At 46.5% G+C, this 25,494-nt stretch carries 22 protein-coding genes; 7 read left to right on the top strand and 15 right to left on the bottom strand.

Translation table 11 applies throughout. The features are described 5' to 3' along the window. Positions 1 to 20 precede the first annotated feature (20 nt). From FSB75_RS15855 to FSB75_RS15870, 4 genes are all read right to left on the bottom strand, one after another. Complete coding sequence (locus tag FSB75_RS15855; protein ID WP_146789488.1) at positions 21 to 617, bottom strand: NifU family protein; 597 nt, start codon at positions 615 to 617, stop codon at positions 21 to 23. Positions 618 to 717: 100 nt separating this feature from the next. Then, positions 718 to 1,350, bottom strand: coding sequence for an MOSC domain-containing protein (locus tag FSB75_RS15860; protein WP_146789490.1), 633 nt, complete (start codon positions 1,348 to 1,350; stop codon positions 718 to 720). A gap of 63 nt (positions 1,351 to 1,413) precedes the next feature. After that, on the bottom strand, positions 1,414 to 2,253 hold the full coding sequence (locus FSB75_RS15865) for a hypothetical protein (protein WP_146789493.1): 840 nt from the start codon (positions 2,251 to 2,253) through the stop codon (positions 1,414 to 1,416). Positions 2,254 to 2,325: 72 nt separating this feature from the next. Beyond that, positions 2,326 to 2,955, bottom strand: coding sequence for a hypothetical protein (locus FSB75_RS15870; protein WP_146789494.1), 630 nt, complete (start codon positions 2,953 to 2,955; stop codon positions 2,326 to 2,328). 123 nt (positions 2,956 to 3,078) lie between these two features. On the opposite strand from FSB75_RS15870, the gene FSB75_RS15875 reads away from it, so the two are divergent. From FSB75_RS15875 to FSB75_RS15905, 7 genes are all read left to right on the top strand, one after another. Beyond that, entirely contained in the window at positions 3,079 to 3,309 is a 231-nt protein-coding gene (locus tag FSB75_RS15875) for a hypothetical protein (protein WP_146789496.1), read from the top strand. Next, positions 3,287 to 3,568 (top strand): hypothetical protein, encoded by a 282-nt coding sequence (locus FSB75_RS15880; RefSeq protein WP_146789498.1) that lies wholly within the window; start codon positions 3,287 to 3,289, stop codon positions 3,566 to 3,568. Before FSB75_RS15875 ends, FSB75_RS15880 begins: the two co-directional genes overlap by 23 nt. A 339-nt stretch (positions 3,569 to 3,907) precedes the next feature. Next, positions 3,908 to 5,719 (top strand): translational GTPase TypA, encoded by a 1,812-nt coding sequence (gene typA, locus FSB75_RS15885; RefSeq protein WP_146789500.1) that lies wholly within the window; start codon positions 3,908 to 3,910, stop codon positions 5,717 to 5,719. A 145-nt stretch (positions 5,720 to 5,864) separates the two neighbouring features. Beyond that, the gene (locus FSB75_RS15890; RefSeq protein WP_146789503.1) at positions 5,865 to 7,007 is read left to right on the top strand and encodes an aryl-sulfate sulfotransferase; all 1,143 of its coding nucleotides are present in this window, start codon (positions 5,865 to 5,867) and stop codon (positions 7,005 to 7,007) included. A 554-nt stretch (positions 7,008 to 7,561) separates the two neighbouring features. Then, complete coding sequence (locus FSB75_RS15895; RefSeq protein WP_146789504.1) at positions 7,562 to 8,989, top strand: sulfatase family protein; 1,428 nt, start codon at positions 7,562 to 7,564, stop codon at positions 8,987 to 8,989. Between the two features lie 174 nt (positions 8,990 to 9,163). Continuing rightward, positions 9,164 to 10,537, top strand: a complete 1,374-nt coding sequence (locus tag FSB75_RS15900; RefSeq protein ID WP_146789506.1) for a glycosyltransferase — start codon at positions 9,164 to 9,166, stop codon at positions 10,535 to 10,537. A gap of 67 nt (positions 10,538 to 10,604) precedes the next feature. Next, positions 10,605 to 10,817 (top strand): hypothetical protein, encoded by a 213-nt coding sequence (locus FSB75_RS15905; protein WP_146789508.1) that lies wholly within the window; start codon positions 10,605 to 10,607, stop codon positions 10,815 to 10,817. Between the two features lie 30 nt (positions 10,818 to 10,847). Here the strand turns inward: FSB75_RS15905 and FSB75_RS15910 are convergent, their stop codons facing one another. From FSB75_RS15910 to FSB75_RS15960, 11 genes are all read right to left on the bottom strand, one after another. Further along, complete coding sequence (locus FSB75_RS15910) at positions 10,848 to 12,485, bottom strand: capsule assembly Wzi family protein (RefSeq protein WP_146789510.1); 1,638 nt, start codon at positions 12,483 to 12,485, stop codon at positions 10,848 to 10,850. 33 nt (positions 12,486 to 12,518) lie between these two features. Next, a complete protein-coding gene (locus tag FSB75_RS15915; RefSeq protein WP_172623176.1) occupies positions 12,519 to 13,889 on the bottom strand; it encodes an undecaprenyl-phosphate glucose phosphotransferase in 1,371 nt (456 codons plus the stop codon). Between the two features lie 465 nt (positions 13,890 to 14,354). After that, positions 14,355 to 15,137 (bottom strand): glycosyltransferase family 2 protein, encoded by a 783-nt coding sequence (locus tag FSB75_RS15920; RefSeq protein WP_146789514.1) that lies wholly within the window; start codon positions 15,135 to 15,137, stop codon positions 14,355 to 14,357. A 3-nt stretch (positions 15,138 to 15,140) separates the two neighbouring features. After that, positions 15,141 to 16,190, bottom strand: a complete 1,050-nt coding sequence (locus FSB75_RS15925) for a glycosyltransferase family 4 protein (RefSeq protein ID WP_146789516.1) — start codon at positions 16,188 to 16,190, stop codon at positions 15,141 to 15,143. Beyond that, positions 16,187 to 17,446: a hypothetical protein gene (locus tag FSB75_RS15930; RefSeq protein ID WP_146789518.1), complete on the bottom strand. Its 1,260-nt coding sequence runs from the start codon at positions 17,444 to 17,446 to the stop codon at positions 16,187 to 16,189. The genes FSB75_RS15925 and FSB75_RS15930 overlap by 4 nt, the downstream gene beginning before the upstream one ends. After that, complete coding sequence (locus FSB75_RS15935; protein ID WP_146789520.1) at positions 17,443 to 18,297, bottom strand: hypothetical protein; 855 nt, start codon at positions 18,295 to 18,297, stop codon at positions 17,443 to 17,445. Before FSB75_RS15935 ends, FSB75_RS15930 begins: the two co-directional genes overlap by 4 nt. Continuing rightward, positions 18,294 to 19,667, bottom strand: coding sequence for a lipopolysaccharide biosynthesis protein (locus tag FSB75_RS15940; RefSeq protein WP_146789522.1), 1,374 nt, complete (start codon positions 19,665 to 19,667; stop codon positions 18,294 to 18,296). The genes FSB75_RS15935 and FSB75_RS15940 overlap by 4 nt, the downstream gene beginning before the upstream one ends. 1 nt (position 19,668) lies before the next feature. Further along, on the bottom strand, positions 19,669 to 20,763 hold the full coding sequence (locus tag FSB75_RS15945; RefSeq protein ID WP_227990604.1) for a glycosyltransferase family 10 domain-containing protein: 1,095 nt from the start codon (positions 20,761 to 20,763) through the stop codon (positions 19,669 to 19,671). Positions 20,764 to 20,818: 55 nt separating this feature from the next. Continuing rightward, on the bottom strand, positions 20,819 to 21,754 hold the full coding sequence (locus tag FSB75_RS15950) for a glycosyltransferase family 2 protein (protein WP_146789524.1): 936 nt from the start codon (positions 21,752 to 21,754) through the stop codon (positions 20,819 to 20,821). Between the two features lie 64 nt (positions 21,755 to 21,818). Continuing rightward, positions 21,819 to 22,865, bottom strand: coding sequence for a GumC domain-containing protein (locus tag FSB75_RS15955; RefSeq protein WP_146789526.1), 1,047 nt, complete (start codon positions 22,863 to 22,865; stop codon positions 21,819 to 21,821). A 25-nt stretch (positions 22,866 to 22,890) separates the two neighbouring features. Then, on the bottom strand, positions 22,891 to 25,308 hold the full coding sequence (locus tag FSB75_RS15960) for an SLBB domain-containing protein (RefSeq protein WP_146789528.1): 2,418 nt from the start codon (positions 25,306 to 25,308) through the stop codon (positions 22,891 to 22,893). Between the last annotated feature and the right edge of the window lie 186 nt (positions 25,309 to 25,494).

Below are 25,494 nucleotides of genomic sequence, written 5' to 3' on the forward strand. Positions count from 1 at the left end.
TCAACTCGTTTCAAACCCAATTATTCTGCTTCAGCTACTACTTCTTTCACTTCCGGAATCATGCGCTTCATCATGCCTTCGATGCCGGCTTTCAATGTAATCATCGAAGAAGGACAACCCGAGCAACTACCCTGCAACATCAGGTTCACCACGCCGTTGTCGTAACTTTTAAACTGAATGGCGCCACCGTCCATTTCTACGGCAGGCTTCACGTAATTTTCCAACAATTCTTTTACGCGTTTTACCACGTCGTCGTCGTCAGCGGCCACTTCGTTGCTGCTTTCCTGTTTTACGGTTGCCAGTTCGTCTTCGTTAATTACCGGCTTGCCTTCTTCCAGGTATTCTTTCAAAAACTGGCGAATGCTGGGAATGACATCGTTCCAATCGGTTTCGGGTGTTTTTGTCAGCGTGACAAAATTGGACGCGATAAAAACGGATTTGATAAAAGGAAAACCAAACAATTCGTTGGCTAGTGGCGAGGGCTTGGCGCTTTCCACTTCCTGAAAATCGGCGCTCTTGCCGGGATAAAGAAGCTTGTTTGCCACAAACTTCATCGTTTCCGGGTTGGGCGTCATTTCGGTGTATATGCTGATGATGGGGTTGCCTGTTTTAATCATGACTCGTTTATTTAAGCTGCAAATTTATCGCATATCGCGGGCAAATTTTTGGCGGAATTTGAAACGGCGGGTTAAAAACAAAGCACAGAAAAATTTCTTCTTAAGCGAAAGACGTAAAAGCACGGCGCTGACTTTCGGGCAAAAACGGAATGGAAAGAATTGCATCCACAAGTGTTTTGTCTGCTCCTTTGGCATAGTAGCAATCCACGTATTGCTGTACGGTTACGTTAAACGGCGAAGGATCGAGCAGAGAAATTTCATCGCCGGCTTTTAAAACACCTTCCTTTACCACCCTGAAATAAATGCCGTGGCGTCGCTGCGTGGCAAAGCGTTCCGCCATGTCGGGTAGCTGGAAACGAACGTTGAGTTTATTGCAGGGAAAGCGTGGCTGAACAACTTGCATCAGCGCCGTTCCGATTTGATAAACGTCGCCAATTTTTACTTTGTCGTCGGGCAAGCCTTCCGTGGTCAGGTTTTCGCCAAATAATCCACAAGGCCAGTCTTGCCGCCGCAATAGTTTCTTCCAGTGTTCGTAGTGCGAAACGTCGTATGCGTACACCGCCTTGTTTACGCCACCGTGCACGCGAAGGTCAGATTGCTCATCGCCTTCGATGTTCAAAAAAGAAACTTTTCTTTCATCCGCAACGGCGCTTTTAAAAATGCTTGTGCGAAGGGTTTTGCCGTCCCAGGTTATTTCCTGCGGCTTGCCTACGTTTAGCGAAAGAAGCTTCATGCGTTCAAAGCTAAGAGACAAAGATTAAAGGGAAGAGTGGAACGTACTCCTTCTTTGTTTGTCTTAAAAACTATACTTCGCCGTCAGCGACGCGTAAAACATGTTCTCGCCCTTCTCCGATAAATCGGGGCGGTTGGATACGGTAATTAAGTTTTGCGGAAGAATGTAAGCGGGATTTGCCACAAAGGTCCATTTGTTTTTTGCGTACACAACGGGCACCGAAAATTCAAAAGCCAACACACCAAAACGCGTTGCCTGCTCGGTTACCAGTTGCTGGGTGGAGGAAGGAAAAAGCAAAGAGCCGTTGCTCGCTTTTTTATAATAACTGCGTTGAAAGTTTTGCGTACCGGCATAGGCGTAAAACGAAGGATCGAAAACAACTACACTTTTGTCCTTGTTCTCAATGCGAAGGAGATGATCAACACCGCCGGTGGCACCAAAGTCGGTCCGGTCGCTAAGCTTAATATCGCCGCCAACATTCAGGTTAAGATACTTGTTGAGAAAGGAAAGATTTGCGCCGCCTTGCGCTTTCAAGGCCGATTGCACCAGGTCGCTATTGACTTTATAAAACGGTTTCGAAAAATAAACACCGGTGATCCACTTGCTGGTGGCGTTTTGGTAACCGATAGTTGTTACGGTACCAGCGTAAGCAAAATGCTGCACACGGTTGTTTACAAAAACAGGTGCGGCGTTCACGTAAAATTTTGACGAGAGCCAAAGCTCGGCCATCGGGAAAAAGCCACTGCTTCTGAGGCTGTCGGTGCGGCCGTAATAATTTAAGCCGGTATTGTAATTAAAACTGAGCTTGAATTGGACCTTGCTGTTTGCCGAATCGCTTTGTGCCGAAGCGCTGAAGCAGGCAAGGCACAAAAGAGAAACAAAAAGTTTTTGCAGCGTTTTCATGTGTCAGGGTTTTTGGAATGAAGAAGCCACAAGACTTGCGTCTCATGGCTCTTGCTACTTACTGATTAAGGGTTATTGGTTAGCAACGTTCGCCTTTGTTTCTGCTTTTACATTGGCATTAGCTTCTACGTGTGTATTTTTTGCTTTTTCACTTGTGGCATCGGCCGTTGTCTTCACTTTTGTTTTTGCCTCAGCGCTTTTTTCTTTCACCTTGGCCACGGTGCCGTCTGCGGTTGATTTTACTTTGGTTTTTGTTTGCGCGGCGCCTTCTTCGGTTGTACTAACAGCTCTGCTTCCGTTTACGCTTACACCAGCGCCAACTTCTGTTTGCGTGGTGCCGCTTGTTTGCGTGCTTGCGGCAGATGATGAACCGTTCGCGTTTGCGCCTGCGTTCACGCTTGCGTTTACATTGCTGCTTTGCGCTGCTTTGTCAGCGGTTTTTTGTGTGGCAACAACGGTTTTTGTTTTTACGTTCGATGCGTTGGTAGCAGCTGTTGATACGGTAGCTTTCGTGGCTGAAGTGGTCGCGGTTGTAGCTTTCGTAGCGGCAGCGGTTGTGGCTTGCGTGGCCTTGGTAGCGTTCACCGAAGTTTTAACGGCTGCGTTGGTTGTGTTGGTTACACCGAGGTTTACCTGGGCAAAAGAAAACGTAGTAGCAAAAGAACCGGCGAGTACGAAAAGGGTTTGTTTGATAGATTTCATAAGTGACAAGGTTTAATGTGCTTGTGTTTAGAGAATATTATGCCAAACTGTACAATTGTGAAAAACTGCGTTGGCAGATTTACGATGCGACAATGAGTGTTGGATTGCGTTTAACTTCAATGTATGTTCGAATTCTTTCAAAACATCATTCGCTTTTTAAACGACAACGAAATTCCTTATATGCTTTCCGGCAGCGTTGCCATGAGCATTTATATCGTTCCGCGGGCAACAAGAGATATTGATATTGTCGTGGCAATCCGGCCCGGCGACGTGGACACAATCATTCAACAACTCGGCAAAGAATATTACTGCGACAAAGAAGCCATTGTAGATGCGGTGCAGAGACAAAGCTGATTTTATCGTATTAAAAACAACCGCGTATCACCGAACGGCTTTCAGCAGGCGGCAGGTTATGGAGTTTTTAGAAATGCCGGTTTATACTGTGTCGCCCGAAGATTTGATCTTGGCCAAACTACTTTGGATACAAGGGTATCAAAGTGCAATACAAATGCAGGACATCCGCAATCTTCTGGAACTCCCAACGCTTGACAAGGTCTATATTGTGGAATGGATCAAAGAACTGAAATTGACTACTTTTGATTTGGTGTTATGACCGATACCCCCGATCATATAAAAAAACTCCAATTGGAAATTTGGCTGTCAAAGCCCCCGGGCGAACGTCTTCGCCAGTTTTTGGTTGATAACGACGCCATGTACTCTTTTTGGAGAACGGCAAAAGAAAACATGGAAAAGAAATCTCCCTTGCCTCAAAGCGATCCTTCTTAAACCTTCTCTTCACGAAAACTTTTTGTTAACGATGCTTCATCGTCTGGCTTGCCAACTTTAATGACTTACCTTCGCGCCTCTTAAAACAGCGGTTAGCAATCAGCCATTCAGCAATGAACTTGTTCTTTGCTGGTAACTGAAAGCTAATGACTGAAAGCTTCAAACTATGGATATCAGAAACATCGCAATCATTGCCCACGTTGACCACGGAAAAACTACGCTGGTTGATAAAATTCTTCATGCTACGAAAGTGTTCCGTGAAAACCAGGACACCGGTGAACTCATCATGGACAACAACGACCTCGAACGCGAACGGGGCATTACCATCTTTTCAAAAAACGCCGCGGTAGAATACAAAGGCGTTAAAATAAACGTGATTGACACTCCGGGCCACGCCGACTTTGGCGGGGAGGTAGAACGAGTGTTGAAAATGGCCGACGGCGTTTGTCTGTTGGTGGATGCCTTTGAAGGCCCAATGCCGCAAACCCGTTTTGTATTGCAAAAAGCATTGGCCCTTGGCCTGAAGCCAATCGTTATCATCAACAAAGTGGACAAACCCAATTGCCGCCCGGATGAAGTGCACGATGCGGTGTTTGAACTTTTCTTCAACCTTGATGCGACCGAAGAACAACTTGACTTCCCTACTTTTTACGGTTCGGGCAAGAACGGCTGGTTTAACGACAGCCTTACACAAAGCGAAGACATCACGCCGCTTCTCGACGGCATCATCAAGCACGTTCCGCAGCCAAAAGTATCCGAAGGTCCCTTGCAAATGCAAATCACCTCGCTGGACTATTCTTCTTTCCTTGGCCGTATTGCCATTGGCAAAGTAGCCCGCGGAACGGTAAAAGAAAACCAACCCATTGCGTTAATGCAGGATGGCGGTGTTATTAAAAAACAACGCGTTCGCGAACTGTACGTGTTTGAAGGCATGGGCAAAAAGAAAGTCAGCGAAGTAGTGGCCGGTGACCTTTGCGCCGTTGTTGGCCTGGAAGGCTTCAACATTGGCGATACCATTGCCGATGCGGACAATCCCGAAGCGCTGGAAGTAATCAGCGTGGATGAGCCGACGATGAACATGCAGTTCTCCATCAACAATTCGCCTTTCTTTGGCCGTGACGGAAAGTTTGTTACATCGCGTCACTTGCGTGATCGTTTGATGAAGGAAACAGAAAAGAACCTTGCCTTAAGGGTTTACGATACCGACAGCGCCGACAGCTTTATGGTTTACGGTCGCGGCATCCTGCACTTGGGTGTATTGATTGAAACGATGCGTCGCGAAGGCTATGAACTGACCATTGGCCAGCCGCAGGTGATTACCAAAGAAATCGACGGCAAAAAGCACGAGCCCTTTGAAACGCTTGTTGTGGACGTGCCGCAGGAATACGCTTCAAAAGTAATTGACCTGGTTACCCGCCGCAAGGGCGAAATGCTGGTAATGGAAACCAAGGGCGAGATGCAGCACCTGGAGTTTGAAATTCCGTCCCGCGGATTGCTTGGTTTGCGTACAAACATGCTGACCAATACCGCCGGCGAAGCCGTAATGAACCATCGCTTCTCGGAATACAAACCCTGGAAAGGTCCCATTCCGGGCCGCAACAACGGTGTTTTGATTGCGAAAGACAACGGCACAACAACCGGTTATTCGCTGGATAAATTACAGGACCGCGGGTACTTTTTTGTTGATCCGGGCGAGGAAGTTTATCGCGGACAGGTGATTGGCGAAAACAACAAGCCGGGCGACATTGTGGTGAACTCAAACGAAGGAAAAAAATTAACCAACCACCGCGCCTCCGGTTCCGATGCGGCTACCAATATTGCACCCAAGAGAGAGATGACGCTGGAAGAATGCATGGAGTACATTCAGCAGGACGAGTGCATTGAAGTTACACCGGTAAACATACGGATGCGCAAAGTGATACTTGACGAAAACGAGAGAGTAAAACAGCAAAAGCGCATGAGCGCCGAAGCGGTATAAATAAAACGGTTTATTCCTTAACGCCCCGGCAAAAATTGCCGGGGCTTTTCTTTAACCATAATTAACCGCACCGGTTAAACCTGTTGCCGCATCGTTTGTCGTATAGGCATTCTTCCAATATATATAACCGAACCAATTAAAAACCATGAGACAGATTTGCACTGCTTTCACTCTTGTGCTGGCCTTATTTTTTACAAGCTGCACAAGAGAACACCTGGCGGGTAACGGCGTTACCATTCTTTCTAATCCCACAGATGGTCAAATTGTTCTTTCTACCTTTTCCTCTAATTACAAGTTACCCGGAAGTTTGACGGTGTTAGATAAATACGGCAATACCCTATCGCAGAAAGCGACTCCAACGGCAGCCATCAATTTTCAGAAATGGCAAGTGAACGGTAAAACCCGATACAGCTACATGGAGTATGACACAACCGCTGTAGCACTTTCGCAAGGTCTTTGGCCGACTACGGCTGTTGTACTGAATGAAAACTTTCAGGAAATTAAGCGGTTAAGACTTTTGCCTTACGACGGACGAACGGCATCCGATCCGACTGCAATTGACGGACACGAATTCATTTATCTTGATGACAACCATTTCATCACCCTTGCCGGCTTTCAAAAAACGGTGAGCAACATACCGGCCTCGTTAAATCCCGTGGCTAATTGCAAAGTAGTGGCTTCTGTGATCCAGGAAATTCAAGACGATAAAGTAGTATGGGAATGGGACGGAACGAATTACCCCGAGCTTTACCAGCAAAGCGTTGAAGGAAACGCTTTTAGCAACGGCAATGTTTTGCACGATTATGTGCACATGAATTCTGTATTTGTTGACCCAACCGACAACAATCTTATTTGTTCTCTGCGTAACCTAAACCAGATCATTAAAATTAGCCGAACAGACGGCCACATTATTTGGCGCCTGGGTGGTACGAACAGTAATTTTCTTATGACACCCGGGATGAAATTTTTAAGGCAACACAGTGCAACTTTAACCGATAACAACAATACCTTGTTGTTAGTAGATAACGGCGAAGCAACTGAAAGGCCTTATTCAAGAATTGTGGAGTTTCAACTAAACCAAGTGGAAAAAACCATTGGTTCATTCAGAGAGTTTACGGTTCCCCAAAACACTTTTATTCAATACATGGGATCGGTGCAGAAAAAGGGTGATACTTACTTTATTGGCTGTGGCAGCGCTGCAAAAATTCTGGAAGTAAACTACGTTACAAACAAGATTAATTTCCTGATGAATTTGCCAAACAACAGTTACCGGTCATTAAAAGATTAGCCATACTTACGATTTAAGATAGAATAGTTGCCCAAGCCTTGGGCAACTATTTTTTTACCGGCCAAAGCATATGCTTTGGCGGGCGGCGTAACTGTTTTGCGTGTTTGAAATATAGAGAAACAAGGTAAGGCTGCACAATCTCCTTTGCTTCACATCATCATTACATGTTCTCTAAAGTCAACTGTTCAGGATGGCGCCAAGCAGAAACTGCGCTATCTTTCTTTTAAGAAAAGTAAACGTTGGAGCGATTGTCTTCGCGATTTTGAAATGATTTCTACTCCCGGCTTTCAACGGGCACGGAATGCTTTTGAAGGGGAAAGGCGACCGTTATATCTATTCGGAAAAGCATAAACGAACAAAACCTGTATTTTTAAGGAACGGATGAACAAGAATTGAGCAAAGACGATTTACTATCCTTTGAATAAAGAACCCAACCTGCCGCCTGCTTTTGAATCTCAATCCAGTACCTACTTCCCAAAGTTTTGAACAAGCGCAAAACGCCTGATAATACCCGGTGTTTTGCAGTAACCGGTTCGGCAAAAATTTAAAAAGCAATGAAAAAGGCTTGGGTGATCTGTTGTATCGTTTTGGCAGTTGCAAATTGGCATTGCCGCCGGTCGCCTGACGGTGAGGTTAATCTTGCCGGAAAACCCAACATTATTTTTTTATTGGCCGATGACATGCGCTTCGATGCCTTGGGCTGTACCGGGAACAAATACGCCATTACACCCAATATAGATGCCTTGGCCGCTCAAGGCACTAATTTTAAAAACAGTTACGTAACCTCTGCTATTTGTTGCGTCAGCCGGGCCAGCCTTTTTACCGGCCAGTACGCAAAAAGGCACGGCATTACCGATTTTGACAAAGACCTGCCGGTTGAAGCCTTGCAGAACACCTATCCTTCTCTTCTTCGCAAGAACGGCTACTATACAGGTTTTATCGGCAAATACGGCGTAGGTACAAACTTGCCGTCCTGGACTTTTGATTATTGGAAAGGCTATCCCGGACACGGCGTTTATTTTTACAAAGATGCGGCCGGCAACACCGTGCACGAAAGTACACTCATGGGTGAGCAGGCGCAGGAGTTTATAAAAAACCGCGACAAGTCGAAACCCTTTTGCCTTAGCATTAGTTTTAAAGCGCCGCACAGCGAAGACGGTGTAACCGAAAACAACGGCTTCCGCCCTGATCCCTATTTCAACAGTTGGTACACCAATATTCAGTTCCCGTATCCCGATAGTTACGAAGAAAAGTTTTACACCTGCTTTCCGGCACGCTGGCGCAAAAATGAACAGAACGTGCAAAACGAAGGACGGGTACGTTGGAACATGCGGTTTTCTACGGCCGATAAATTTCAGACGACTTACCACGCCATTTACCGGCTTGTAAGCGGTGTAGATAAAGTAATTGGCGAGTTGCGCGACTACCTGCGGGCAAACAAGCTCGATCAAAACACCATTCTTGTTTTCACCAGCGATAACGGTTATTATATGGGCGAGCACGGCCTTGAAGGAAAATGGTTTGGCCACGAGGAAAGCATTCGCGTTCCGTTGATCATTTATGATCCGCGAATGCCGCAGCAGCAAAAGATCGTGGAGCAAATGGTTTTGAACATTGATTTAGCCCCCACTATTTTAACCTGGGCCGATGTAAGCGTACCGAATAAAATGCAGGGCGAATCTTTACAACCTTTATTAAGCGGAAGCACGGCAAAATGGCGCGAAGATTTTTTTTACGAACACCCTTACGACGGTGGCCCCAGTGCGTATATTCCCAAATCCGTTGGGCTGGTGTCGCCTACGTGGAAATACATGCGCTACTATAACGGCAACAATTCAGGCAAGGGAGTGATTTACGAAGAATTGTTTGACGTTCCATCCGATCCGCACGAAAAGAAAAACCGCATAAATGAAGCTGAACAACAAAGCCTGATAAAAATGTACCGGTGGAAAGTGGGGCAATACGAAAAACAACTTCGCTAAGGCTCTTGCTTACCAAGCGTTCCTTTTTTCGCTGCTGGAAGAGAATACAAAGACGCACCTAAATTCTTGTAACAAAATATTATCAACTCATTCCCCTTCGCCGCCAATCCGTTCATCCTTGCCTTCCGTTGATTTTGATGTTGCAATAATCTTGCAAACTCAAAACCCAACTGTATGAACCAAGGCAACTATTTAAACATCACACAACAATTGCCGCAAGGCGCAAAAATTTTATTCGCAACCTTTCCGGCCGACGGCCACTTTAATCCATTAACCGGTTTGGCCGTGCATTTAAAAGATCAGGGCTATGATGTTCGCTGGTACACGTCTAAAACCTACCAGGCGAAACTTCAGAAACTCGCCATTCCTTTCTACCCTTTCGACAAGGCATTGGAAATTACCGGCGATAACGTAGATGCGATTTTACCGGAGCGCAAACAAAAGAAATCGCCGGTGGCAAAACTGAACTTTGACATCATCAACGTGTTCATTAACCGCGGCCCCGAATATTACCAGGATCTCAAAGCCATTCACCAAGACTTTGCCTTTGATTTGCTCGTTGCCGATATCATGTTTACCGGCATCCCGTTCGTAAGCGATTTGATGGGAATACCCGTCGTTGGCGTCGGCATTGTTCCCGTTACCAAAACCAGTAAAGACCTGCCGCCTGCGGGTTTGGGAATGACGCCGTCAACCAACATTTTCGGCCGCCTGAAGCAAGGTTTGCTACGCTTTGTGGCCGGGAATATTTTGTTTGCCAAATCGAACAAAGCCATGCGGCAGGTATTGGGCGGCTACGGCATTGAATCGCAAACGGCTTCGGTATTTGACCTGATGCCTGAAAAGTGTAAGCTCATTTTGCAAACCGGCACGCCGGGCTTTGAGTACAAGCGCAGCGACTTTGACCCGAAATACAAATACGTTGGCCCGCTTCTTCCTTATTCCGTAAAGAAAGCCGGCGCTCGTTGGTTTAACGAGAAGCTGACGCAATACAAAAAAACGGTGCTGGTAACGCAAGGCACGGTGGAAAAAGACAACAGCAAATTGCTGGTGCCAACCCTGGAAGCTTTGCGCAACACGGATTGCCTTGTGGTGGTAACAACGGGCGGCAGCGATACCGAAAAGCTTCGCCGGCAATACGGCGCATCCAACGTCATCATTGAAGATTACATCCCTTTTGACGACGTAATGCCTTATGCCGATGTGTACGTAACCAACGGCGGCATGGGCGGCGTGCAGTTAAGCATTCAAAACAATTTGCCAATGGTTGTTGCCGGTGTGCACGAAGGCAAAAATGAAATTTGCGCACGGGTGGGCTACTTTCACCTGGGCATTAATTTGAAAACCGAACGTCCTTCGCCGGAACAAATCCGAAAGGCCGTAGAGCAGGTGGTAAGCACGCCTTTGTACAAGAAGAACGTTGTGGCATTAAGTAAAGAATTCAGCCGCTACCGTCCCAACGAAATAAGCGAACGCTATGTACGAAGCCTGTTGCCGCACACGGCCGTATTGCAGCACGAAAGAGAACTTGCAGAATCCATCTACTAAGAGAACGAGAATAAAAAAAGCCGGGGCTTACCCCTCCGGCTTTTTCTGTGCTTACTTTTGTAGGGCTATGAAAAGAACCTTCTTCTCTCTTTCGCTTCTTTTTGCCACTATTTTTTTTGCAGCGGATGCAAACGCACAATGCTCGGTATGCACCCGCACCGCCGAACAAATGGGCGAAAAGCCGGCGGGTAAAATCAACGCAGGCATTCTTTACCTGGCCGGTACGCCACTGGTTCTTGCCGGCATCATCGGTTACCGTTGGTGGCGCAAAAACAATTAGCACAAACCCTCTTGCATCTTATCAGCCTTATTAAAACCGGTACAGCACGGAAAGGCGTGCTTGCAAATTGCTCCGGTCTTCGCGGTACTGCCACTCATAGTTCAATGATCTTGTCCAGGTAAGGCCTGCTTTGTACAGGAAATTTTTCTTTTGCCAGCTTTTGCTTGCTCCTATTGAAAGATCAACCCAGTGCTGCAGGTTGTTGCGTGTAGGCACGAAGGCATCGTAATAAAAATCATTGTTGTGAATAATTCTTTCCAGTAAAAGCCCGGTCTTGTTTAAATCTTTCACCCAACTCAAACCAATGGTTTGACTGTTGCCTCCCGGCCCAATGCCCGCGCCAACAACCTGGCCAAGATTGGTATAGCCATCGCGAACCTGGTAATGCGCATACCAACTTTCCTGTGCCCGCAACATAATGGTGGAAGGAATTTGCAGGTTGGTTTGCTCGGCCATCAGTTCAAGCTTTGCACCTTTCTTTCCGGTTGCAAACAGCTTTCGAAAGCCAATTACATAAGCCCGTGAATGCTCGGGTTCCATCGCCAGGTCACGCGAATCTTCGGAGTGGTCGTTGCGGCCAAATTCGCCGTACACTTCCGCAAACTCTTTTGGCAGCAAAAGCCGGAAGAAAAAAGAAATGATCTGGTCGCGTTTGCGTGCGTCTTCGGTTTCAGCAACGTTGCCGCTGCCTTTAAACAAATGGCCAATGACGGGCAGGTAGCCATTGAACGAGTGTTGCACATCGGCGCGGTACAAATAAAACATCCGCGAAAAACCAAGGAACAAACCTTTGGTCCACTTGGGTTGCCAAGTAAGAATCATGCCGTTTGCATACCGGTCGCCCTGCGGCTTTTCGGTGTAAAGCTTTTGACCGTTAAACGTTCGGCTTGTGTCGGGCGGTAGTATGCCCGATGATTTTAAAAAGCCGCTGATCAATTGCCCTTCAAACGAACCGATGGGCGAAAGCAGCGGGGCCGTGGTGTTGACCGTGACGTGCGGAAAGCCCGGTGCGTTGTTGGTCATCAGCAAAGAATTTCTAATGCCCGGTCCCCACCACAGGTTTTCGGTACTGAGTCCAAGTGAAAGTTTTTTAACGTTGAGCCGGATGCTCGATTGTCCCGCAAACAACTTTGTGTAGGTGCCGTTGCCAAAGCGTTCCGGCGCATCAATCTTGTTTAATACGGTGTAGTAATAGCTGCGCCAGATGCTGTCGTTGTGCTGTGACGGAAACGTAGCGAAGGATGCGTTTTGTGCGTAAACGAATTCCGGGCGAAGTTGAACACTGAACGGCCCAAAACGGGCAAAGAGCCCTACGGAGAATTGCGCCTGGTAGCCGGCGGCAGGAATCATCGAGCCGTCGTTCCAGCCGTAAGGATGATGTGAATTGAATTGTTGCGTAAGGGAAAGCGGAAGCAACCGAACGAGTGTTTTTCCGCGTTGAAAAAAAACAGAAGTCGGCGTTTGGTAAAGCGAATCATACGGCAATGTTGCGCCAGCCGTCAAAGGTCGCACGGTAAACGAAACGTTGCTGTCAGCTTTGCCTTCAACTTGGGCCCTGCGCCAACTTTCTTCGAGAAAAGGTGTTCCTGCTGGAAGCGTTTGTGCAACGCCTGCAATGCTGAAAAATATAAGCAGTGAAGCAAAGAAAGAACGGCGGGTGTTTTTCATGGTAAATAAAACGGCGGCAAAGATAGCTCTGTCTTAATAGGCGTTTTCTTCTCCTTTCACGGCGTTTACCAGCGTCTGCACAATGATTTGCAAATCGAGCCAGAAGGTCCAGTTTTCAATGTACCAAAGATCGTAGCGCACCCTTTTCTTCATAAGAAAAAGATCTTTTGTTTCGCCGCGATAACCGTTTACTTGCGCCCAGCCTGAGATACCGGGTTTCATCCACAGGCGCATCATGTACTTTTCTACCGCGTCCTTCGATTCAAGGTTGAGCGGAACGGGATGTGGCCGCGGACCAATCACCGACATGGAGCCAAACAGCACGTTAATGAACTGTGGCATTTCATCGAGGCTGGTTTTTCGCAAAAAGCCTCCAATGCGTGTAATGCGCGGATCATTTTTGCTGGCTTGTTTGTATTTGCCGGCTTCGTCTACATCTTTACAGGAGCAGGCTTTCATGGTCCGAAACTTCCAGCAAACAATGGTTTTGTTATTTAGTCCCCAGCGTTCCTGCTTGAAGAAGACCGGTCCTTTCGAGGTCAGCTTAATGAGTAAAGCAATAATTGGAAACAGCCAGCTAAACACGCAAACCACAACAAGTAAAGAGAAAACAATATCGAAAATGCGTTTGTAAATTTTGTTATCAAGCGAATCGAGCGGCAGCGGTCGAAGCGTGATCATGGAGAGGTTGCCCATGCGGTCAACCTGCATGCGGCCACTGCCAAAATGTTCAAAGTTCGGAATAATGCGCACCCGTTTCCCTTCGCGTTCGGCAAGGGTTACAATTTCGTTGATTTCGCTTTCGCGGGTGATGGGCAACGTTACCACAATGTCATCCAGGTCGTGGCGGGAGATAACGTGTTTCAGTTCTGAAGTTTTGCCCAGGTAATGACCGTTAAGTGAAGGGTGTTTCTGGTCGTCAACAAAACCTGCAAGTTGGTAGCCGTAGTGAAGGTTTTGCACGTAGTCGCGGTAAAAATTTAGTCCCGTTTGACCGGCACCAACAATCAATACTTTGCGTTTTACGTTTGGGCTGTTGCGAAATTTTTTAAAGAGTACCCGCAGCAAAACTTTTTGTACCGGAAGCAGCAGAAAAAGCAAGACACACTGCAGCAAATACTGATGCTGGTTGTACGGGTAGCTTTTAAATACCTGGAAGGCAACAAACGACGTGATAAGCGCATAAAGGCCAAAGGCTTTCAGGAACATGATCCACTCGACGGAAAAAGGTTTCAGCCGCAAGTCGTTGTAAAGACCAAAAGACCGGGCGCACAAAAGCCAGGTAACGAGATTGCCCAGCAGAGCCAATGAAAAAGTAGACAAAAATGAGAGCCGCGGCGGATAAACGAAATAGTTTTCGACGCCAAGGATGATTGTACCGATCATCAGCAGGTCAAGGAACATTTTGACCCGAATCAGAACCACCGATTCTCTAAGCATAGTTTGGGGTGTTTCACAAAAGCTTGAATAATGCCAATCTCTGCATATACACGCAGCAAGTAAGACGTTGATTTTGTGGAGAAGCAAGAAGAAGTTTCAGGTTCTTCACAAAAATCCTTACGTCTCCTTGGCGTTACGCGTGCAGCGAGGGGGCGACAAACATAGAGGTTATTTTATTTTTTGCAAATAGGTTCAATGCAGGCTTTAAAGCAAAATTGTATAGGTATTGTTTTGGGAGAAAGACCAACAGGCAAAAGAGAAGGAAAATGCAGCCGCCCGCCGGTACACCGCGAAAGAGGCTCGGGAAAATTGAGTATTAACCACAACAACCGGCACTGGTAAAAATACGCACGGGCGCAAAGCCGCTTGCAGTAAAAGGAGCTGCAATGAAATGCAAGCGTAAAAGAAGAGATGAGGAGTGTAAAGAAATTAAGCCCTGGCTAAGTAATTTTTTCGAAGAAAATAAAGAATGCTTTGCACATGCCACAAAGATTTCTTGCTAAGTTTTCTTGCGCTGGAACGCTGATGGTCGTGAATAAGACGCGATGAAGTATGGTAGACAATCTTCCATTTCTTCTTCCACATTTGAAAGCACCAATCCTGGTCTTCTATGTAAAGAAAGTAGTTGGTATCAAGCGGGCCCACGCTTTCAAGTGCTTCGCGCCTGACGAACATGGCTGCGCCGATCACCCAATCGACATACTGGCTTTCGACGGCAGGATTATACGAAGTGAGATAATGTTGTATGGGCTTTATTCGCACCGAGTCTTTTCCCAAGGTCAACAAACGTAGGCAAGCCAATTTGGGATTTAAAAAACGGCGGGCAGAGTTCTGCAAAGAGCCGTCTGCATTCAACAACAAAGGCCCCACCATTCCAACGTCGGCATGGTTTTGCAAATAAGTTAAAACGTTGTTTACCGCGTTGGGTAAAAAGACAATGTCCGGATTGATAAGGGCAATAACCCGACCGCTGCATTGCTCAATGGCAACGTTGTTGTTTGCCGCAAAACCCTGAATCCGCCCCGTTTCAACCAACTTGATTCCTGGATAATTTGCCTTGATAAATTCGGCCGTTCCGTCGGTGGAGCAATTGTCCACAACAAAATATTCATAAGGAAGGGCATCGCCAGCGGTTTCGAAAAATGAATCGAACAAAGGCTTTACGGTATGCCGGTTGTTCATGGTAACGGTAATGAAGGATATTGCAACCATGGTTTATTGATTCAAAATTTTTTGGTACACGGCCAAGTAGCGGCAGGCCATTTGTTCGGCTGTGAATTGATGAGTGTAGGTTTGATAAATTTTCTCTGAAAGAGACTTTTGGTTTGCTATTGCTTGCCGTAAGGCTTGCGCAAGCGAAGAAATATCTTCCAATTCATAACGAACGACTTCCCCGTTTTGAAACAACTCACGGTAAACCGGAAGGTCTGAACAAACAACGGGAATTTTGTTGGCGGCTGCTTCCACCACGCAAAGCCCAAAGCCTTCCGACCTGGAAGACATAGCGTAAAGATCAAAAAACGGAAAATAGTCTACTGCGTTTTTTTGGTATCCAACAAACAGACAGCGGTCGTCAACCGTCAAAGACTTTGCTTCAGCCATCAACTCCTCTTTTTTTATCCCGTCACCAACCACCACCAGAGCGAATTCGTTTGTGACGGATAAAGCTTTTATTACCTGGTCAATGCCTTTTAAATGGATCAGCCGGGCAGAAATTCCGATTAGCTTGTACCGGTCTTTTAAGATTTTTATTTTTTTTTCGTCACCGGGGTCCAATTTTCCGGAGGGCCGAGGATGTTCGATGCCGTTATAAATAAAGCTGATGTCGTTTCGTCTCAATCTTTTCTTGTAGTAGTCGGCCAGTAGACCGGTAAGCGTGACCACTGCCGAAGAAGACTGTATCATTGAGCACCAAAACCGTTCAAACAGATACCCCACTGCCGCGTTATACTTCATGGCGTAATCTGGCGCAATACGCTGGTGTAACGTAGTTACGGTTTTAACGCCTTTGTGGCGGGTGTGAAAATAAACGTAAGCATCGGCAACAAAACCGTGGGAGTGCACAAGATCATAAGCATTAAAGTTGATTTTTTCGTTGAAACGGATTTTTTGGGGTTCAACCGCAAAAAGTAATTTCTCACCGCTTTCGCGCAGATAAAAAACATCAATGGCCGTCACTTTGGGCAGAAGGTGTCTTACCAGGTCGCGGGCAACAATAAACGGCCCCAAATTCGTGCAGCGGCTTAAAATGAATGCCAGCTTCATGCGGGTTGTAATTGAATCGGGTCTACGGGCCTGCTTTGCTTCTCTTTTGTCCTGTATCCAACAATTAAGTACAGGCTAAAAAAAATCGGAAAGACGGCGCTTCGCAAAATATGACCTCCGGTGAAGGCCAATAAAAAAAGCAAAAGTATAACTGCGGTTAAACGGTATTTGGCGGATTTATAAAAAATCAATTTCAGGTAGGCAAAGAGGTAAACGATAGTTCCAATGCCGAAGCAATAATACAAGTCCATCAAATCTGTTTCGGAATACAGCAGCCCGTCGCCAAAAAAATAATTCAGCAGTCCCCAGTGTTGAAGCATGTACTGCCAGTTGTTATAGATGTAAATATTCCGGCCCGTCATTAACAGGGTTACCACTGCACCAAGTGGCGTAGAGCTGAAATCATCGCCCAGATAAATATTGAAAAATGAGCGAACCTGTTCTACGAAATCAATCTTAATTAGATAAACAACGAGTGCAACAACAACCGGCGCCGCCGTTGCTAAAAAAAGGATGCGCCGGTACTGAAACAAGTAGTAGGACGAAACAAGCGCGGATGCAATAATGCAGCCTTTTGCACCCGTAAGTGCCGAGCCCACCAGCAGCAGGAACAAGAGAAAGTACTTTTTGCGCCTGAAGAAAAAAATTTCCCGGTAAACGTGTGCAAGCCCCAGGAAAAAGACGCCGGTTGTTTCGTTGATGCCGAATAACAAGCCTTTGTAGCCAAATCTTGATTCATAAACCAGCTCTTCTGCCTGCGGATTGTACGAAGAGAAAAACGGGATATGGAAAATAAACCCGGCAATGATGGCCACACAATTGGCGTATAAAAAATATTCGAACAGTCCCTGGCATTTTTTTAAAAACACGTCATCGTCGCAATGGAGCAGCAACATCGGCAGCACAGAAAAAAACAAGAGGTAGCGGCTTACAACGGTTAAGGAAGCGGCCCAGTAATTCTCCGAAGCGTCCGCAACAATGAAGTTGGCTAAAAAGTGGTTGTCCGAAGCATTGGTCCGGTGAAGCGAACTAACCATTGTGCCCGTAAACCAGCACAAGAGCAAGACCAGCAAAACAACGTAGAGATAGTGGAAACGCTTAAAGCGGAAAAGAATAACAAGGAATAAAATCTGCAGCGGCACCTTGATAAATACACCAATGTTCCAGAAGGGAAGATTCAAGTTATAAGCGAATGAGGTCAGCACATCGCCAACTACCATTAACGTAAGACCCATTAGAACGAATCGTGCTTTCATGACATTAAGTAGGGACGAAAAAATTCCCGGTTTTTTTCAACCGTATCCAATAACCGCACAGCGGTATCTACTTTTACTTCGTGTTGCGAAAAAATTGATTTGCCCGACTCCAGACATTCCCTGATGTAGGCTTCATTATCGTAGATGCCATGCTCGGTATGAGCATAAGCCCTGATCTTTTCTTGAATGACTTTCACATCGCCAAGCCAGGAGTGATGAAAACCTGCAAACTCATTCGCACAATAAACGGTCTTTGCCAGTTGGTTGCGTTCCCCCTGTTTGCGCAGGGTATCGCTATCCGCCTTCCAGCGCTCACGAAATGTTTTCCCCCTGATTAAAAACGTCCGGTAACTGTAGTCGGGCGGACCACCCCAATTGAGGCTAAACAAATTCAAATAAAAAAGGCTGAAACGGAGCTTTGCCGTAACAACGCCGTGTTTTTTTACATCTTCAATCAGGCGGTCGGCCTTGTTGGCATCAATGATTTCGTCAATATCGGAAAGAATCAGTATGTCGTTGTCGTCAAATTCAGGCACGCTCAGGTTGCGTTGCATTCCTTCGTTAAACCAAGTGGTTTGGCGAAAAAGACGCGGATGCCATTGCGGTTTGCGGCCTAACCGAATGTGCGGTAAAAGATTTCCTGCTTTTAAAAATAAGGACTCTGCTTCCAACTTATGGTAAAATACCTTTGGCAAATTTGCGTGAGCAAAACAAAACGGTTTCGATTTGTATTGAAACGTGCGGTCACATTCTGTAACGTGTATTTCGTCTACCCATTTTCCGGCCTCGGCAATTTGAATCTGCGCTACCAAATTCTCTTTAAAAAAAGGGCAACACAACCTGATTTTCATAAAGAAGGATTTACAGAGTTGACTTGTGCCTTGCGAATCTGGTAAAGACTGTGATAGTACGCAACGCAGGTTAAAAGAAAAAAGGTAAAGGCCGACCACAAGGCAATGCCAGCTACACCCATTTTGGCACACAAAAAAATAGAAGCGTTTGTAAACACAACGGCCATAAGCGCTGTGATAACGGTTATTAAACCGATTTTGGCGGTTGCGCTAAGAAAGGCCACCGTTACCGAATACAAGCAGTAAAACAGTGCCCAGCAGCCCATTACGAAAAAAATAATGGGGTGGCCGGTATAGCGGCTGCCGCCCAAAATTGCCATGAAGACGTCGCCGAAAAAGGTAAACACAAGCAGGGCTGCGCCAAAAAGAACGGTTGTAATTAAGATGGTCTTCGACAGTGTTTTTTTTGCCCATGCCCAATCATTTTTGTGCACGGCTTCGGCAAAACCTGCCCACAGCGGATTGTAAAGACTTAAATAAACTGCAATAAGAAAAGTATAAAGTTTTTGAACAAGGTTAAAGTCGGCAGATTCTGTAAGGCCAACTTTAGCGGTTACCACGATTGTGGTGGCGTTGTACACAAATACGCCGGCAAATTGAAGAACAGCAAACGTGAGGCTCAGGGACAACAGGCTTAAAACACGTCGAAAACCTCTTTTTAAATTCACCCGGAGCGGATGCCAGTTACGCCGGTGCATAAAAACAAGGGTGCCCGCAAGTGAAATAAAAAACTGCAGCAGAAAAAAAGTGATGGCCGTTACTACCACACTGTTTCCCGCCCAAGCCAATACAGAGATGATGACAAGTGCGAGAACTCCGTTTATAATTGAAAAACCGGCCACCCATGCCGACTCGGCGTAAGCAAAAAACATGGTGGAACCAATGCCAAGCGGAATGCTCAGCAAAAAAATAGACTGTACGGCCAACAGGACGAGAGTTCCTTGTTCTTGCAAAGACTTATCATCGGTTTTAAAAATTTGCTGGTACGGAATGGCATTGTGCAACAGCAGAAGGACAGCCGCAATCACCACAGCAATAAGCAAAAAGAAATACAAAACCGAAAGAAAGTATTCACGGGCTTCATCGTCGGTACCCGCTTGGTTTTGCAGGCGCAAGGCCGCCAATTTATTGCGCAGTGCATTTCCTATTCCAAGATCGGTTGTTGCCATGATGGCCGTAGCGGAAGTAATGGTGGCCCACAAGCCGAACTGTTCTTTTGTATAAAGCCGCGTCAACACAGAAATCAGCCCAACCCGCGTAAGGTTTGATATCACGTTGCTTGCAATCATCAGGAACGAACCCGAAACCATTGCTTTTGACCGGTCGCTGCCTTTGTTGATGCGTTTTAATATGGAAATATTTGTCAACATGTCAAGATTGAACGGTATTTTTTAAAACGCCTGTTTCTGCACAGGCAAGACGATAAATAGTTTGCGCAAAATTTTTATCGGCATATTCATCAAAAACCGCCGATTGCAGATACGCATCAATCCGGCTGGTGTAAGCAAGTCTTTCTTCTTCCGGCATGTTTTCCAGAAAGGCTGCCAAGGCAGAAAAGTCGGCAAACCGTCTTGCGTCAATAAACAGATTGCCCGGAACATAATCCGTTATATCCGGAGCGCCTAAGTACACCGGAATTGTTCTGCATAGAAAGCAGTCAAATATTTTTTCCGTGATATAGCCTGGGTATGTACAGTTTTCAAAACAAAGCGCAAACCGGTATTGCCGAAGTACGCTGTATTTGTCTTTTACCTCTGCGGGTTTCAATCTGTTTACAGCCTTTCGCTCCGCCGCAGTTAAGCCAACCTGATTGTTCCAGTTTCTGCCGTACAAATCAAAATAAGGCGTACCGGCAAAGTACTGTAGGGCTTTCATGCGGTAAGAATAGAGGTCGGTAAGCTTTACAGAAGGCACCGTTTTGGTAACCGTTGCCATTAAAATTTTTTTTGCTATACAGGCCAGTTTTTTACTGCCAGGCTGCCTGTGTTGTTTTTTGTTGCTGGTTATCATCACAAGCATGCCCTTTCGCTCGTCATGTGCCTTCGCATACTGAACGCAGCTACTGTCAATTGGCCAGCGATAGGGGATAAAGTGTGTTTTGGGAGAAACAAAACGTTGGCAACCGGCAAACAACAGGGTGTGCCGGAAGGATTGCGAAAGGCGACGAACAAAAGTGTAAAGACGCCAATCTACATTTGGCGACTCACCGGAGAACAGCAGCAGGCCTGTTGCGTCACATTGTTTTAACTGAGAATAATAGGGCGAAATTCCATCACACATATACAAATCGGATTTGGAGAACCTTCCTTCCTGAAGATACTGTTCGGCCAGCATCAGGCGACCGCCGTCCTTTGTTACCAAATCGTACAAATAGGGAATCCAGGTTCCGCCAACAATTTCCCTTGCTCCTGCATGTGAGAAAACCGTTTCGTTGTACTGATAAAAAGGATCGAGTATAAGTTTCATCTAAATCATCGTGTTTTATTGGCGCAAAGCTTTAATGTGTCTGAGCGTTAATCTCTCAGGTTAACAACCGCTTGTAGCGAAAGCGCAGGTATTTTTCACGCAACAGGTATTTCGGAGAAAACGCAACGGCCAAAAAAAGCCAAGGCAAGGCTCTCCACTTGTTGTAATTCTTTAAAAGAATGAACCGTTGGTTAAAACGGGTTGCTAGTGAAAAACACGCTCTCTCCAAATAACCTGACCGAAGGTGCTTTTCGAGATCCCGATCAGAGTAAGCGTCGGTACCGTCATTGCACAAATTTCTCTGCCGCCACAGTTTTTGCACGTACCGAAACGACTTTTTTTGTATCAGGCCGGCGGAAGTCTGTGTGTTTCCGTTGCGAATCCGGGTAAAGTAGAGCAAGTCAGGCAGGTTTGTTGCCTGGAACCCTTTGTCAAGTGCCCGCAAAATAAAATCGTAATCTTCTGCGGTCGGTATGCGGTAAGAACCTACGGCATCGTAAACCTTTCTTTTGGCCAGCCAGATGTGCGGAATCGGTGAAACAAATTTCGTGGCCTGTTTTACCTTTTGTGCATTGGTAAGACAATGTTCTTCCTGAAGGGCTTTGCCTTCTTCGTCAATAAGCACATACGAAACACCCACCAGATCCACTTCGGGGTGCGCTGCTAAAAACGCGTACTGTTTTTCCAAGCGGTCGGGGGCACTGACATCGTCTCCGTCCATGCGGGCAATGAACTCGCCGGTTGCATGCGTTAGCGCACGGTTTAGGCTTGCAACTATTTTTGCGTTTTTATCGTTTCGAAAAAGCTTTATCCGGTTATCCTGCGCAGCAAGTTTCTCCAACAGTTCATAGGTGCGGTCGGTTGAGCAGTCATCTACTACTACAATCTCAAGATTCTGATAGGTTTGCTGCAATACGCTACAGATAGCCTCCTTCACAAACTTTTCGACGTTATAGGTCGGTATCAATACTGAAATCAGTGGTTTTTTCATAGTTCAATCGGCCGTCCTTTTGTGGGTTTCTGTGGTTTCTTTAACGGATTTTTTTACCAAGGCATTAAATGTTTGCCAGCACAAAACGGGCTGCCTCTGTGAAAATGAACAAAAAACCCGCGAGTGCGCCGCCAACGAACAATAAATAAAGCAGTCCCTTTTTCTGATCTTTCAACGTTTGTCCGGGCTTGTCGAGTAATTGAATTACCGGTGTTTGCTGGGCGAGCATTAGTTTACTGGCTTCCAGGTTCTTGGTTACCTCTGTATAGATTGTTGCAATAACGGCTTTGTCGCGTGTTGCAATCTCAACGGGTACAGCGGCGGTTTTTAAACCAGGGTTGGCATCAAGCGATTGGCTAAAAGCTGCGGTGTATGCTTTGCGGTTGAGCAGTGACAACAAGGAATCAGAGCGCCGTTGCAACTGATTGATGTTAGCGATAGCGCTTCCTGTTTTGATTGTTAGATAAAGGCTGCTGGCTTCTGAAACCAGTCGCTCTGCTAACAATTTCGCAAAAAGACTGTTTTCGGCCGTTACACCGATACGCACAATACTGCCTTTTTTGTTGGTGCGGTCAACCGAAAGGTTTTTTTCTATAATGGATTCATAAATCAATCCCAATACGCTGTCTTGTACAGGCGACAGGGTTTCCTCTTTGCCTGAAAAATGCATGTTTAGCAGCGCAGGGTTTTTACGAAATCGGTTTCTGAAACCCGTAAAATCCATGTATGCGTCGGCCAACGTGGGGCTTTCCGCAGCGTTGCCCAAAGGCATGAGCAATACTTTTTGCAAGACTTTTTTGGAGCGAATGACATCAAATATGTTGTCGCCGGCAAACAGGCTCCCGCCTCCCGTGCCTCCTAAATCAAAACCAAACTGCGAGGCCAAGCTGCTCAGGCCACCCATGCTGGTTTGCTTTTCTTCAAGAATGAACGTGCAAACCGCTTCGTATTTCGACTTTTGAATAGACTGATAATAAAAAGCACCCAACCCAGCGCCTGCTATCACAACTAACACGAGCAGCCACCATCTGCGAACAAGCTTTTTTAAAAAGGCTCCTGCGAGTCTTTTTACGTCACCAAGAGAATAGTATTTCTCTGTGCTTCCTTCCATTCTTTTGTTTTTTAGCTGGTTATGGCTATCGTTTTATCACCGAAATCGCCGTTATTAGCGCTGTTAGCACCGATACCAAAATTCCCGCCTTGGCAACATCCAACCCTTCTTTCTTTGGTTTTTGCGGCACAAAAATTTGTGCACCCGGTTCAATCTTTGGATAACTTCTGAAAAGACCTAGCGGATGCGAAATTTTTGCCGAACGGCCATTGGAATAAATCACAAAAGCTTTTCCTTTTGCACCCGTTTGCGTCACGCCGCCCGCATCCGAAATGTAATCGTTCATCGTTCGTCCATTCTCGTACATCACGTCCACCGGGCGAAACACTTCGCCGTTTACACTCACCGTATTGTTGATGCGCGGAATCATTAATTCATCGCCTTCTTCCAGCGTAATGTCGTCGGCGCTGCCGGGATGTTTCAAAATATAGTTCAGGTCAATGGCGACGTCGGTTGTATTCTTTCCGGAAACAGCCACCCGGGTTTTTGTCGTGTCTTTCACCACCGATTGAAACAGGCGTTTGATTTCCGATGAATCAATCACTTCTTTTTTCTTGCGAATGAGTTTGGCGCCGCTTATGTTGGCCGTGTACAACAAACCGCCGGCGCGGTTAATCAAAGAACTCAAACGCTCTTCGCGACTTTGCAACGTATAAACGGCCGGCAGCAAAACTTCGCCGCTGATTTTTACGCTGATTTGTTTTTTATAAAACGGATCTTCTTTTACCGTAACAATGTCATAAGGCTTGAGCACAATGTCGGTGGCCGTGCCCGAAAGCTCTTTGTCGCCGTCAATGCGAATGAGCTCCACGATGTCGCTGCCGGCTTTGTTCACCTGCACGTCGCGTTTGCGCCGCGAAATTTCAATACCCATGCCCGTGGCATTGTCGGCATAACCTTCGGCTTTTAAGATGAGGGATTTTAAAGAGAGACCCTCTTCGTAACGGAAACTGCCCGGCTTGCGCACCGCGCCGTTGATGGTAACGGTTGCCGTGTCTTTCAAATCAAAAATTGAGGCTACTTGCAGGCTGTCTTCTTTTTGCAAAACCAGTCCGCTTTCTGTGCCCGACATCAGGGGCTTGAGGTCAATGGCAATGTATTCTTTTGATAAATCCGGGCGGGTACGAACCAACAAGGCGCGGCTTGCAAACACGTCTTCCTTCAAACCTTGCGCTTTGTTTATAAGCGTCTTTAACGTCATGCCGGCCTCCAATGCGTAAGCGCCGGGCTTAAACACCGCGCCGCTGATGACCACGCGGTTTTGATAACGGTTCACTACGGAATCAATAAAAAACTCGTCGCCGTTTTGCGGCTTAAAGTTTTGCAGTGCTGCGCCGGAAACATCCAACACCTGCTTTTCGAAATCGGTAAAGCGGCTGCCGGTAATGCGGCCGCGAAAGGCTTTGCTTTTAAAGCCGCCGGCAAAACCAATGGCATCTTTGAGATTCTCGTTCTCGTGTAATTCAAAAATCCCGGGGCGATTCAATTCGCCGTTTAACGTGATCAATAAATTGGCGAAGGGCACACGAATCACGTCACCTTCTTCAAGGCGAAGATTGGCGCTCAGATCGCCTTTTACGAGAAAGTCGTACAAGTCGGCGCGTTGAATGATTTTGTTGGCGCGAATGAGCTCAATGTTGCGGAATGAACCGTTTTCGGCCGGGCCGCCGCTCATGTACAGCGCATTAAACAAACTGGCCAGCGAAGGCAACGTATAAGTGCCCGGACGATTGATGGCGCCAATAAGCGTTACGCGAATGCTACGTATGTTTCCAAGGGTGAGTTGCAATTTGGTGGCACCGCTGGCAAGGCCGGGATAATATTTCGCCAGCCTTGTGCGAAGCAAGGCGGTGGCGGCTTCAATGGTCAAGCCGTTTACGTTTATCACGCCGGCGTATTTTACACTCACCGTGCCTTCGGGTGAAACGTTTAGCCGCTGCTGCGAAAGGTTGACACCGTAAACGTTCAGGATCAATTCGTCTTCGGGACCAATGACGTAGTTTTTTGGCGTAGCCATGCGCAGGTCCGGCTCAAAACTGAGGTTGGTATTGGAAAAAAGTTCGGCGCCAAAAATCCGGGAACGCTTTTTCAGGCTTTCCGGCGATTCAAGTTCGAGGGGCTTTGTTTGCGGAGCGGTGCGCTTTGTATTTTTTGAAGGAGTTTCTAAAGGTGTTTCGGTTGATTCGGCGCTGTTGCCGTTTAACTGCTGAATGCGAAGTTTTAGCTCGGTCATTTCTGCCGCAGGCAAACCCCGGCGCAAAAACTCTGCTTCCAATTGGTCGGGAGATAAGCCACTGGCTTTTGCCTGGTTAAGGTATTGCTGAAGTTGTGCATCGGAAATCTGCGATGCTTTGACGGAGCTTAAATCAGAAGGAACCTGGGCCGTAGCCAAAAGGGAAAGGGAGCAGAAGATTGCTATAAAAAACAGCCGGAAGCAGTTCATAAAAATTGGATTTGTTTCTTTCTCACAGGCAAATCAGTTTTCACAGGCAATGCAGGCAAGCTGCAAGAGGGAACGGATAGGGCTTTTTCAGCGAGGCGCTAAATTATTGGTTTACCGCAGAGCATGAAAAATATTTTTATAAAATACGTTTAAAGCCGCATATTGTTCGGTAATCAAAGGCATTGT

The organism is Flavisolibacter ginsenosidimutans (assembly GCF_007970805.1).
GTDB lineage: Bacteria > Bacteroidota > Bacteroidia > Chitinophagales > Chitinophagaceae > Flavisolibacter > Flavisolibacter ginsenosidimutans.